Annotated in this window: 10 protein-coding genes; 3 read left to right on the forward strand and 7 right to left on the reverse strand. The window is 57.0% G+C overall.

The annotated features are described in order from the left end of the window. The first annotated feature begins 17 nt into the window (after positions 1 to 17). Complete coding sequence (locus tag ACOI7Z_RS19135; protein WP_048296437.1) at positions 18 to 386, forward strand: helix-turn-helix transcriptional regulator; 369 nt, start codon at positions 18 to 20, stop codon at positions 384 to 386. 265 nt (positions 387 to 651) lie between these two features. On the opposite strand, the gene ACOI7Z_RS19140 is transcribed toward ACOI7Z_RS19135, so the two are convergent. Then, positions 652 to 2910, reverse strand: coding sequence for a TonB-dependent siderophore receptor (locus ACOI7Z_RS19140; protein ID WP_087848894.1), 2259 nt, complete (start codon positions 2908 to 2910; stop codon positions 652 to 654). Positions 2911 to 3498: 588 nt separating this feature from the next. Between ACOI7Z_RS19140 and ACOI7Z_RS19145 the strand changes: the two genes are divergently transcribed. Continuing rightward, the gene (locus ACOI7Z_RS19145) at positions 3499 to 5079 is read left to right on the forward strand and encodes a lytic transglycosylase F (protein WP_080901801.1); all 1581 of its coding nucleotides are present in this window, start codon (positions 3499 to 3501) and stop codon (positions 5077 to 5079) included. A gap of 128 nt (positions 5080 to 5207) precedes the next feature. On the opposite strand, the gene ssb1 is transcribed toward ACOI7Z_RS19145, so the two are convergent. Continuing rightward, entirely contained in the window at positions 5208 to 5732 is a 525-nt protein-coding gene (ssb1, locus tag ACOI7Z_RS19150; protein WP_004151744.1) for a single-stranded DNA-binding protein SSB1, read from the reverse strand. A 254-nt stretch (positions 5733 to 5986) separates the two neighbouring features. Between ssb1 and uvrA the strand changes: the two genes are divergently transcribed. Further along, on the forward strand, positions 5987 to 8812 hold the full coding sequence (gene uvrA / locus ACOI7Z_RS19155; protein WP_023291635.1) for an excinuclease ABC subunit UvrA: 2826 nt from the start codon (positions 5987 to 5989) through the stop codon (positions 8810 to 8812). Here uvrA and ACOI7Z_RS19160 read toward each other — a convergent pair whose 3' ends face one another. From ACOI7Z_RS19160 to alr, 5 genes are all read right to left on the reverse strand, one after another. Continuing rightward, positions 8813 to 9169, reverse strand: a complete 357-nt coding sequence (locus ACOI7Z_RS19160) for an MmcQ/YjbR family DNA-binding protein (RefSeq protein WP_023291634.1) — start codon at positions 9167 to 9169, stop codon at positions 8813 to 8815. It lies immediately after the preceding gene. Between the two features lie 3 nt (positions 9170 to 9172). Next, entirely contained in the window at positions 9173 to 9589 is a 417-nt protein-coding gene (locus tag ACOI7Z_RS19165) for a secondary thiamine-phosphate synthase enzyme YjbQ (RefSeq protein WP_004206303.1), read from the reverse strand. Between the two features lie 131 nt (positions 9590 to 9720). Then, positions 9721 to 10434: an acid phosphatase AphA gene (gene aphA, locus ACOI7Z_RS19170; RefSeq protein WP_087848895.1), complete on the reverse strand. Its 714-nt coding sequence runs from the start codon at positions 10432 to 10434 to the stop codon at positions 9721 to 9723. 191 nt (positions 10435 to 10625) lie between these two features. Further along, positions 10626 to 11819, reverse strand: a complete 1194-nt coding sequence (gene tyrB / locus ACOI7Z_RS19175) for an aromatic amino acid transaminase (RefSeq protein ID WP_048296433.1) — start codon at positions 11817 to 11819, stop codon at positions 10626 to 10628. A 177-nt stretch (positions 11820 to 11996) separates the two neighbouring features. Next, a complete protein-coding gene (alr, locus tag ACOI7Z_RS19180; RefSeq protein ID WP_047718370.1) occupies positions 11997 to 13076 on the reverse strand; it encodes an alanine racemase in 1080 nt (359 codons plus the stop codon). Positions 13077 to 13087 lie beyond the last annotated feature (11 nt).

Consider the following 13087-nt stretch of genomic DNA (forward strand, 5'->3'; position numbering starts at 1 on the left):
TGAGGAGCCATTCGTTTTTGGGACTGGCCTCAATCATGCGTAGCAAAACGCTCCAGCAATCGGTACTAAACGACCTGATCCTTTGGATCGATAATAATCTGGATAAGAAACTAACCGTCGATGATCTGAGCGATATCTCTGGTTATTCTCCCTGGCATCTATTTCGGCTCTTTCGTTATTATTTTGATCGTTCGCCGATGGAATATATCCGTCAACAGCGTATGTCGCTCTGTCGCCGTTTATTGCTGACGACGCCTGGTTACCGTATTGTCGATATTTGTATTATGGTTGGTTATGACGATCTCAGTGCGTTTAATCGTACCTTCAAAAAATATCATGCGCTCACACCCACTCAATATCGTCATCGGGTCACGCGACAAAAATAAGGAAGGTCCCCCTCCTCCGCATCACTGCGGTTGGGAATGGAAGGGGGACAGGGGGGTATTGCAGAAGGGAAATAGCAGGATGCTATTATCGAGCCCGGTCGGGATCAACGACCTTGCGCAACGGAGATCAGTATAAAAGGATATTTTGAGCTAATAATGTAGAAGGCGTGAAGATTTTGTCACCATTTATAACCGCTTCCACCACTTTTATCTGAAATAAAAAAACCGGGCCGCGCTGCACCCGGTTTCATTCTCATCAGCACCATTAGAAATGAGTATTTACGCTCATAAAGAAGGTTCGCCCCGACTCGTTATAGGTCTCAGCACCCGCACCATAAAGGTAAGCCCCCGTCGTCGCGTTTCCAGTCGTTTGCGCATTCCCTGCCCGATAATGGCGGATATCAAACAGGTTATCTATCCCACTGGTGAAGCTCAGATTTTTGTTCACATCCCAGGTCGCGCTGAGGCCGACAATGCTGTATGGGCTGACTTCGTTTAGTTCGCTGCCGCTGACCGCCTCGCCCTTATAATTAAAGCGTTTTGGTTTCTGACGGCCATACCAGGTAAAGGTGCTCTGCAGAGAGAGATCTTCACGAACCTGCCAGCTCAAAGTCGAGTTCAGGGTAAACTGCGGGATCACTGACAGCCGGTCGCCTGTCGTCTTATTCTTGCTCTGCAGCATCCATGTCAGGTTATTGCTCCAGTTAACCGTCTCCCCCACTGGAAGATTCAGCGTTCCTTCCAGGCCTTCCACTAACGCTTTTGGTACGTTTTCCCACTGATAGATATTGGTGGTACCGTTGCTGGCAGTGCCCACCGCCGCATACCCTGACTCAATCTTGTTGTGATAGTCGTTACGGAACCAGGTAATTCCCGCCTGATAGCCATCATGCTTGTACTCAATACCGATCTCTTTATTGACGCTGGTCTCCGCTTTCAGGTCGCTATTTCCCATCAGATAGCAGGCGGAACTACTGGCGTAACAGCCTTGACCATTGCTGTAGAGAATATAGTTCGGGTTCAACTGGTAGAGGTTAGGCGCCTTGTAAGCGCGGGCAATGCCCAGCTTAAGCGTCCAGTCATCCGTCAGTTCCTGGGACAGATTCAGCGACGGGCTCCAGTTATTACCGACGATGCTGTGGTGATCGAAGCGCAGAGCGGGTGTCAGCATGGTACTGTCCGTTAGCGCCATATTATCTTCGGTAAACAGCGAGAAAATCTCAGCGCTGGAGTACGGGCTACGATCGGTAGCCGATACACCGTCGATCGCCCCGTAAGAGAGCGCCTGGGCTGTCGACACGCCGTCTTTCATCCGCTGCTGGTTCCATTCGGTGCCCAGCGTCAGATTCTGATCGACCCCCAGCGTAAACGGAATATTCACTTCGCTATGTAGCAGAACATCGGCCAGATCGATATCTGAAAACTCGTTACTGGAGAAGATCCCTTCCGTACCGCCCGCCAGCCCTTCATTCATTCGCGAGTTGCGGGTGTGTTCGTACTGGGCATAGCTGTTGCTGGTCACGCCATTATCCCAGCCTCCGGTCCATGTTACGCCGTAAGTTTGCCGGTAGAGACGGTTAGTCTCTTTCCCGTACATACTCTTCACCAGCGTACTGGTATTGGTGTTTTGTGTGTCGCCGGCATAGAGGTTGCCCTGGCGGCTGTAGCCAGCCTCAAACTCCAGGGCCTGCATCGGGGCGAATTCCCAGCGCAGCTTACTGTGAATATCTTTGTTCACCACCCCTTCACGTCCGGCTGGATAAGAGCCTGCGTAGGAACCGGTACGCTCAGCTTCATGCCCGGCGTTAATGTCCTGAGCATCGGCCTGGGTTTTACTCAGATTACCCCAGAGATTGAAGCTAACACTGTCTGACAGCGGACCATTGAGGCTAAAGTTGGTACGTTTCGTCGACCCTTCTTTACGGTGCTGCGGAGCATTCATATAAGTATTCCACGACCCATGCCATTCAGGCGTGGTCGGTTTGGTCACGATGTTGACGACCCCGCCCATCGCGCCATTACCATAGCGCGCCGCCGCCGGGCCGCGGATCACATCGATATGATCGATCATCTCTGCCGGCACCCAGTTGGTATCGCCACGGGAATCACGATCGCCGCGCCAGCCATATCGTACCGAGTTACGGCTGGTGACCGGTTTTCCATCGACCAGCACCAGCGTATTCTCTGGCCCCATGCCACGGATATCAATTTGCCGGTTGTTGCCGCGCTGACCGCTGGTGGAGTTACCGGTCAGGTTGACCCCGGGTTGCGTGCGAATTAACTCCGACACATCGCGGGCGGGGGGATGTTTGCGAATCTCCTCTGCGGTAATGGTCGACACGCCCGGCGCCTGCAGGTTCTGCCTGGCAGCGGTCACCACCATCGTTTCCTCCTGGTTTTCGGCCGTTGGGGTGCTCTCGTCACGAGTCGATTGTTCAGTAATATTCTCTGCCGCCTGCAGCTGCACGCTACAGGCGAGCAAAGGAATGACGATCCCCAGCGGGAAGTGAGACGTGTATTTCATAGAATATGCCCTGTTTTCTGTTGCTGTCGGGCATAACGCCTTCCCCAATTGAAAAAACAAGGGGATAAAATACTCGCCTCAGCGCCTCGCCAGATTTTGGCGTAGGTCAGCCCCTTCCCGATAGTCATGGGAATAAGAAAACAGCAAGAGGCATAATAAAATTAAGTGCCCTGTTTCATCATTAGAGAAAAAGCGCTTCGCGCTATTCTTTGATAGCGTAATCCAGACAGCGAATAATAAGAGTAATGTGCTGTGCTACGGTAATAAAAATGAGATTCATTATCAAGGTGATAATAATCAATATCGGATAAAAATAAAATAAATACTAATAATCAAAAGGTTAATACAAAACAGATGAGGAAGCATAAAATAAAAACATTATCATTACTTTCTATTTATCATTAAAAAAACACATTTCCGCCATATTATCTCCATAGTTAAAGTAAAGATAAAAGCACATTAATAGTAAGCGATAAAATGGGAGAAAATGATTTGTCAGCATCGTTATGTTTTTTACGCCCTTGTCGTGCCCGGCTAACGGCGGCCGTTCTGCTAAAATAAACACATCCCCCTGCGGAGTGTTCCTCCATGAACGCCAACTTGCTATCACGCCTGTTTATCGCCTGGCTCACCTGCCTCGCGACGCTGTTATTCGCCCCTATCCTGCTTGCGGCGGAGGCGGAAAAAGCACCGCCGGTGGCAACCGAAGACAACACGCTGTCAATCCATATCGACGACATGCTGCAGCCGTGGAAAGGCGATCTGCCTGGCATGCTTGATCGGCGCACCATCCGGGTATTAACCACCTACAGCAAGACCTTCTTTTTTATTGATAAGGGAACCCAACGCGGAGCGACGCACGACATTTTCATGGCGCTGGAAAAAGATCTGAATAAACAGCTGGCCAGGGATAAAAAGCTGAAACAGCGCCACCTGAAGCTGCATATCGTTTTCGTGCCGGTCAGCCGGGATAATCTCTTCACCGCGCTCAATGAAGGTAAAGGGGATATCGTCGCCGCCAACCTGACCATCACTTCGTCGCGGGAAGCCCAGGCCGCTTTCGCTCAGCCGCTCTACAGCGGCGTCAAAGAGTTGCTGATCTCCGGCCCGGCGTCGCCAAAGGTCGACAGCCTGGAGCAGCTCTCCGGTCAAACGGTCTTTGTTCGCCGCTCCTCCAGCTATTACGACAGTCTGCAAGCGCTGAACGCCCGATTTGCCAGTGAGTCAAGACCGCCGGTTACCCTGGAAGCGGCGCCGGAAGCGCTGGAGGATGAAGATCTGCTGGAAATGCTCAACGCCGGGCTGGTGCCGTTGATCGTCGTCGATCAGCATAAAGCTGTTTTCTGGAAACAGGTGTTTCCGAAAATCCAGGTCCATGACAACGTGGTGCTGCGCGACGGCGGCAACATTGCGTGGGCGGTACGCCAGGACAGTCCGCAGCTGCTGGCGCTGCTGAACAACTTTGTGAAAAAGAATCGTCAGGGCACCACGCTGGGCAATACTCTTCTGCTGCGTTACCTGAAAAACGCTAAATATGTCAAAAATGCCGCAGCGAGTCAGGAACGGCGCAAGTTCCTCGCCATGGTGGACGTCTTCCGTAAATATGGCGATCGCTACGATGTCGACTGGCTGCTGATGGCGGCCCAGGGATACCAGGAGTCGCGGCTGAACCAGTCGGTTCGAAGCCACGTCGGCGCCGTCGGGGTAATGCAGGTGATGCCCAGCACCGGAAGAGAGCTGAAGGTGGGCGATATTAAACAGCTGGATCCCAACATTCATGCTGGCGTGAAATATATGCGCTGGATGATAGATCGATACTATGCTGATGAGCCCATGACCCGGCTGGATAAAGCGCTATTTACCTTTGCTTCCTACAACGCCGGTCCAGCGCGTATCGCCCGCCTGCGCACCATGACCAAACAGCGCGGGTTTGATCCAAACGTCTGGTTCGGTAATGTCGAAAATCTGGCGGCAGAAAAAATCGGCGCGGAAACGGTGACCTACGTCAGCAATATCTATAAGTATTACATCGCCTATCGGCTGATCGTCGATGACATGGCCCGCAAACAAAAAGCGACGGCCGCGCCGCGGCAGAGGCCAGCGACACAGCCCGCCGCACCGCAGCCAGGCGTGGCGACGCCCGCAACCGCTCAGGTGCCCGCGGCCTGAAGCGCTCGCGATCCGCGATCAGTGGTCAAAACGACTCCTGAGGCGGTGGTGGAATAATCATAAAAAAAGCCCCGGCGAAACCGGGGCTTTCTGTTTTAACTACGCGGCTATTGCGTCTAAGGCAAGCCTTAGAACGGGATATCGTCGTCGAAGTCCATCGGCGGTTCGTTGGAAGGCGCTGCCGGAGCCTGCTGCTGCGGACGGGACTGCGCGCCGCCGCTGAACTGGTTGCCGCCCTGCGGCTGCTGAGGCTGACCCCAACCGCCCTGCTGCTGGCCGCCGCCTGCCGGTGCGCCGCCGCCCTGACGGCCGCCCAGCATCTGCATGGTGCCGCCAACGTTCACCACCACTTCAGTGGTGTATTTGTCCTGACCGGATTGATCGGTCCACTTGCGGGTACGCAGCTGGCCTTCAATGTACACCTGAGAGCCTTTACGCAGGTACTCACCAGCGACTTCCGCCAGTTTGCCGAACAGCACAACGCGGTGCCATTCAGTCTGCTCTTTCATTTCGCCGGTCTGCTTGTCACGCCAGGATTCGGAAGTTGCCAGCGTGAAGTTGGCGACTGCGCCGCCACTTGGCATGTAGCGTACTTCCGGGTCCTGCCCCAGATTACCGACGAGAATCACCTTGTTTACGCCTCTGCTGGCCATGATCGAATCTCCTGAATAATACGTTTTGTATAAGTGTAAACCGGGAATTCTAACACCACAAAGGGACAATTTGATAGCTGCTAAGCCAATTCCAGAAAACATGCCGCCGCTATGCAAATTTTCACACGCTTCCCGCAGCGCCATTCCAATACTGTATATCCAGACAGGTTAAATTGTGTCATAATTAGCCGTTTCTGCCGTTTGTCCTTCAAGCAAACCAGGCAATCCGTGTATCTACCTACCGGGAAAGGTGAATGGATAAGATCGAAGTTCGGGGCGCCCGCACCCATAATCTCAAAAACATCAACCTCGTTATCCCGCGCGACAAACTCATTGTCGTCACCGGGCTTTCCGGGTCTGGCAAATCTTCACTCGCTTTCGACACCCTGTATGCCGAAGGCCAGCGTCGCTACGTCGAATCGCTCTCCGCCTATGCGCGACAGTTCCTGTCGCTGATGGAGAAGCCGGACGTCGACCATATCGAAGGGCTGTCGCCGGCGATTTCCATCGAACAGAAATCAACCTCTCACAACCCCCGCTCGACGGTGGGTACTATTACCGAAATTCACGACTACCTGCGTCTGCTGTACGCCCGCGTCGGCGAGCCGCGCTGTCCGGACCACGACGTGCCGCTGGCGGCGCAGACCGTCAGCCAGATGGTCGATAACGTCCTCGCCCAGCCGGAAGGCCTGCGTCTGATGCTGCTGGCGCCCATTATTAAAGAGCGTAAGGGCGAGCACACCAAAACCCTGGAAAACCTCGCCAGCCAGGGCTATATCCGCGCACGGATCGACGGCGAAGTCTGCGATCTCTCGGATCCGCCGAAGCTGGAGCTGCAGAAGAAACACACCATCGAGGTGGTAATTGACCGCTTCAAGGTCCGCGACGATCTGGCGCAACGTCTGGCCGAGTCGTTTGAAACCGCGCTGGAGCTCTCCGGCGGTACCGCCATCGTGGCCAATATGGATGATGAGAAAGCGGAAGAACTGCTGTTTTCCGCCAACTTCGCCTGCCCGATCTGCGGCTACAGCATGCGCGAGCTGGAGCCGCGCCTGTTCTCCTTCAACAACCCGGCGGGCGCCTGCCCGACCTGCGACGGCCTCGGCGTGCAGCAATATTTCGACCCCGATCGCGTGGTGCAAAATCCGGAGCTGTCGCTGGCGGGCGGCGCCATCCGCGGCTGGGATCGACGTAACTTCTACTACTTCCAGATGCTGAAGTCGCTGGCGGAGCACTACAAGTTCGACGTCGAAGCGCCGTGGGGCACTCTCAGCGCCAGCGTGCAGAAAGTGGTCCTGTACGGTTCCGGTAAAGAGAATATTGAATTCAAATACATGAACGACCGCGGCGACACCTCGGTACGCCGCCATCCGTTCGAAGGCGTGCTGCATAACATGGAGCGCCGCTACAAAGAGACGGAATCCAGCGCGGTGCGCGAAGAGCTGGCGAAGTTCATCAGCAATCGCCCGTGCGCCAGCTGCGACGGTACGCGTCTGCGCCGCGAGGCGCGCCACGTGTTTGTGGAAAACACCCCACTGCCGACCATTTCCGATATGAGCATCGGCCACGCGATGGACTTCTTCAACAATCTGAAACTCTCCGGCCAGCGGGCGAAAATCGCCGAAAAAGTGCTGAAAGAGATTGGCGATCGCCTGAAGTTCCTCGTCAACGTCGGCCTCAACTACCTGACGCTCTCCCGTTCGGCGGAAACGCTCTCCGGCGGCGAGGCCCAGCGTATCCGTCTGGCGAGCCAGATTGGCGCCGGACTGGTTGGCGTGATGTACGTCCTGGATGAGCCCTCCATCGGCCTGCACCAGCGCGATAACGAGCGCCTGCTCGGGACCCTGATCCACCTGCGTAATTTAGGCAACACGGTGATCGTCGTTGAGCATGACGAAGACGCCATTCGCGCCGCCGACCATGTGATCGATATCGGCCCTGGGGCCGGGGTCCACGGCGGCCAGGTGGTGGCGGAAGGGCCGCTGGAGGCCATTATGGCCGTCCCGGAATCCCTGACCGGCCAGTTCATGAGCGGCAAGCGCAAAATTGAAGTGCCGAAGCAGCGCGTGCCCGCCGATCCGGAGAAAGTCCTCAAACTGACCGGCGCGCGCGGTAACAACCTGAAAGACGTAACGCTGACGCTGCCGGTGGGGCTCTTCACCTGTATTACCGGCGTTTCAGGGTCGGGTAAATCCACGCTGATCAACGATACCCTGTTCCCGATTGCCCAGCGTCAGCTTAACGGGGCGACCATCGCCGAACCGGCGCCGTATCGCGATATTCAGGGGCTGGAGCACTTCGATAAAGTCATCGATATCGACCAGAGCCCGATCGGCCGTACGCCGCGCTCCAACCCCGCGACCTATACCGGGGTGTTTACGCCGGTGCGCGAGCTCTTCGCCGGGGTGCCGGAATCACGTTCGCGTGGCTACACGCCGGGCCGCTTCAGCTTTAACGTGCGCGGCGGCCGCTGTGAAGCCTGCCAGGGCGACGGCGTGATCAAGGTCGAGATGCACTTCCTGCCGGATATCTACGTACCGTGCGACCAGTGCAAAGGCAAACGCTATAACCGCGAAACGCTGGAGATTAAGTACAAAGGCAAAACGATTCATGAAGTGCTGGATATGACCATTGAAGAAGCCCGTGAGTTCTTCGATGCGGTTCCGGCGCTGGCGCGTAAGCTGCAAACGCTGATGGACGTCGGGCTGACCTATATTCGCCTTGGCCAGTCGGCGACGACGCTCTCCGGCGGCGAGGCACAGCGCGTCAAGCTGGCGCGCGAGCTGTCCAAACGCGGTACCGGGCAGACGCTGTATATCCTCGATGAGCCAACCACCGGTCTGCACTTCGCCGATATCCAGCAGCTGTTGGAAGTGTTGCACCAGCTGCGCGATCAGGGCAATACCATCGTGGTGATTGAGCACAACCTCGACGTGATAAAAACTGCCGACTGGATTGTCGATCTCGGCCCGGAAGGCGGCAGCGGCGGCGGCGAAATTCTGGTTTCCGGTACGCCGGAAACCGTCGCTGAGTGCGAAGCCTCGCACACCGCGCGCTTCCTGAAGCCGATGCTGAAATAATTAGCGGGAAAGCTGCTGCCGGACCGGCTCCGGCAGCATTTTCACCGCCTGCTGGTAAGACGCATCGACCAGGTAGTAGATTTGCGAATCCGGCAGCGAGCCATCCAGAAAGACGGTGCTCCAGTGCGCTTTATTGAGATGCTTGCTGGGCCGGACGTCGCGATGCTGCTGCCGCAGGAGCTCCGCCAGCTCCGGACTCGCCTTCAACGCAACCGCCGGCCGCTGGTCTTCGACCTCCTTCACCATGGCAAACAGCACGTCCGAGACCTTAATCTGCGTGGCTTTCCAGTCGCTGTGGACGCTCTGCTCTGCTCCCGGCTTCGCCATGCAGTACTGCAATAACTCCGAAATTGTCATCTTTTATTCCCCCATGAGCGTCGCAACGATGTGCCGCGAACCGCCGTGTATCCGATGCTCCCCCAGCCAGATGCCCTGCCAGGTCCCCAGCCTGACGCGTCCGTCCTCGACCGGCAGCATCAGCGACACGCCAAGCATCGAGGATTTGATGTGCGACGGCATATCGTCAGGGCCTTCATAATCATGTTCGTACGGCGCATTGTCCGGCACGGCGTTAAGAAAATACTGCTCCATGTCATACCGGACGGTGGGATCGCAGTTTTCGTTGAGCGTCAGGGAAGCGGAAGTATGCTGGAGCAGGAGGTGTAGCAGGCCGACCTTCACCCCGGACAGCCCGCGGATCTGGCCGAGGATTTCGTCGGTGACCAGATGAAAACCACGGGATTTAGGCCCAAGCGTCAGGGTTTGCTGATACCACATCATCGACTCCTTTTTGCGAATGAATCCCTCTAAGTGTGCAGCAATACGTGAAAAGGTAAAACCTTCCACCCCGGATTTTGCATAAAAAAACGGCAGCGTCACCGCTGCCGTTTATCCCGTTCAGGCGCCCATCAGTATTCGGAATTGACGATCACTTCTTCGCCCAGCGCGCCGGCCATCGGCAGCGGCTTGTAGGAGGAGTTGGCGGCGCGCAGCACGCGGATCCCGCGGGCGCCCGCCTCGCGGGCAGCGGTAATGTCGTTATCCGAGTCGCCATAGAAAACCTTTATCTGCTTCGCCTGCAGCCACTGGGTCTTGGTGTTCTGACCCGGCTTATCGCCAGCGAAAATTACCGGGTTCATATTGGCGGCCGGGATGAGGAAATAATCCTGCAGGGTTTTAGAAACGGTTTCTGTTTTGGTCTGGCTGCGGCCGGTGACGAACCAGATGCTGTCGCCACGCTTCACATGCATGGCAATCAGCTGGCGCGCCACCTCTTTTGGCATGCTGAATTCGTCCCAGCCGTTGTTCATTTTTTCCCAGAACTGCGGGTTTTTCAGGTAATCCTCACTGCCGGGGGAGAAGGTTTTTTGCCCGCGCCAGAAACCGGGACTGGAGAAGAGGACGGTGTCATCGATATCAAAACCGACGGCCATCGGCGGGCGCCCCAGCAGGCTGTTCTCAATTTGCGCCACCGAAACCCAGTGGATCGGCGCCTGCTCGGCCAGCTGGGCCACGTTGGTACCGACCCACAGCGGCTGCGGCGTGGAGGCGCGCGCCACGACGGCGCTGTTCAGCGTGAACAGGAGAGAGGCCGCCGCAAGGGCGAGAGTAAGTTTGCGCATATTTATCCCTAAATCTATCAATCATTATTGTTTTCAATAATGTGCATGCTTAGTAACGTCCCGACCTTACCCGCAGGCGGCAGGGATGAAAAGCCTTTTTCGCGCAGATGTCATAGAAAAAGAGGATGATCACAATCAGAGGGGGTTGCCCCTGCCCGTTGACCGGCAGAGACAACCTGCTGGAGAGCGGCTTACATTACCGCGGCAAAGGCTTTCGCTACCTGCTGAACATTACGTGAGTTTAACCCCGCCACGCACATACGTCCGCTGGCAATCAGGTAGACGCCAAACTCGTCGCGCAGGCGATCCACCTGCGCCGCGCTGAAGCCGGTGTAGCTGAACATCCCGCGCTGCTTGAGCAGATAATCCACTTTGCTGCCCGGAGCAACCTGCTGCAGCGCGTCGACCAGCGCCTGACGCATGGTCAGGATATGCGCGCGCATGGCGTCCACTTCCGCCTGCCAGGTGGCTTTCAGCCCGGCATCGTTCAGCACCGTCGCCACCACCTGCGCGCCAAAGCTCGGCGGGCTGGAGTAGTTGCGGCGCACGGTGGCCTTCAGCTGGCCCAGCACGCGGCCTGCGGTTTCACTGTCTTCACAGACCACCGACAGGCCGCCGACGCGCTCCCCGTACAGGGAGAAAATTTTGGAGAAAGAGTTGCTGACCAGCATCGGCATCCCGGCGCTGGCGATGGCGCGAATGGCGTAGGCATCCTCTTCCAGCCCTGCGCCAAAGCCCTGGTAGGCAATGTCGAGGAACGGGATCAGCTGACGCGCTTTCAGGATCTCCACCACACGATCCCACTGTTCCGGCGTCAGGTCGGCGCCGGTCGGGTTGTGGCAGCAGGGGTGCAGCAGCACAATGTCGCGCGCCGGCAGCGTTTGCAGCGTCGCCAGCAGCGCTTCAAAGCGCACGCCGTTGGTGGCTTTATCAAACCAGGGGTAAGTACTTACTTCGAAGCCAGCCCCTTCAAATATGGCGATGTGGTTTTCCCAGGTCGGGTCACTGACCCAGACATGAGACTCAGGAAAGTAGCGTTTGAGGAAGTCGGCCCCGACCTTCAGCGCGCCCGAACCGCCGACCGTCTGAATGGAGGCGATGCGGTTTTGCTTAAGCGCGGTATGCTCTGCGCCAAACAGCAGCGGGGCAATCGCCTGGCGGTAGCCGCTCAGCCCTTCCATCGGCAGATACAGCGAGGCGCCGTGCGGCTCGGCGTTCAGGCGCGCTTCCGCTTCCGCCACCGCCTGCAGCTGCGGGATAATGCCGTCATCGTTGTAATATAGCCCGATACTCAGGTTGACTTTGTCGCTTCGCGGGTCTTCTTTGAAGCGTTCCATCAGAGAAAGAATTGGGTCGCCGGCGTAGGCGTCAACTTTTTGAAACACGCGATGTATCTCCAGGTTTACATAGGGCAGGTTCTTACACAATAAACCGGATATGACGGCAGGTCGAGAGGATGTTGAGGGGAAAGTGACTGCGCAGCGGTATAAACCGCTTTTTTGTCCGCGGCTATACCGATTGCGTACCGGACCAGCGTCTGAGCTATCCGGTACGAACGAGGCTCAGTCGAGGTATTTCATGGCGACGCGGGAGGTCAGTCGCGTAATAAGTTCGTAAGCGCTCACTTTCGTTATCTCGGCGATGCGCTCTACCGGGAGTCCCTCTCCCCATAGCACCACCGCGTCGCCGGCTTTATCCTCGGCCTGCGGGCCGAGGTCAACACAGATCATATCCATCGCCACCCGGCCGACAATCGGCACTTCGCGGCCATTGACCAGCACTGGGGTGCCCGACGGCGCGGCGCGCGGATAACCGTCGCCATAGCCCATCGCGACCACGCCGAGCCGAGTGTCGCGTTCGCTGATCCAGGTGCCGCCGTAGCCGACGGGCTCCCCTGCTTTATGCTCGCGCACGGCAATCAGGCTGGACGTCAGGGTCATCACCGGCTGACAGCCAAAATCTTTCCCGGTGGAGCGATCGTCCAGCGGCGACACGCCATACAGGATAATGCCCGGACGCACCCAGTCATAATGCGACTGCGGCCACAGCAGGATGCCACCCGAGGCGGCAATAGAGCGCCATCCCGGCTTGCCTTCGGTAAAGGTGGTGAAGATATCCAGCTGCCGTTCGGTGGCGCCGCAGGTCGGCTCATCGGCGCGGGCGAAGTGGCTCACCACGTTGACCGGCTGGCGGACGTTTTTGCACTGGCTCAGACGCTGATAAAACGCCTCAGCTTCCTCCGGGCGCACCCCTAAGCGATGCATACCGGTATCCAGTTTCATCCACACGGTCACCGGCTCGGGGAGGTCGGCTTGCTCCAGCGCCGCCAGCTGTTCGGGGCTATGCACCGCCGTATGCAGACGCTGAGCGGCGATCACCGCCAGGTCTTCCGCCGCAAAAAAGCCTTCCAGCAGGAGGATCGGCTGGGCGATCCCCCCCGCTCGCAGGCGCAGCGCCTCTTCCAGGCGGGCGACGCCAAAAGCGTCGGCGTCGGTCAGCGTTCGCGCGGTCTCAAGAAGACCGTGTCCGTAGGCGTTCGCTTTCACCACCGCAACCAGTTTGCTGGCAGGCGCCAGTTCACGCAGACGTTGCAGGTTGTGTCGCAGAGCGCGGCGGTTGATAACTACAGTTGCCGCTTGCATTTGAATTCCTT

It is taken from the genome of Klebsiella sp. C283 (genome assembly GCF_048822555.1).
GTDB classification, from domain to species: Bacteria; Pseudomonadota; Gammaproteobacteria; order Enterobacterales; family Enterobacteriaceae; genus Klebsiella; species Klebsiella quasipneumoniae.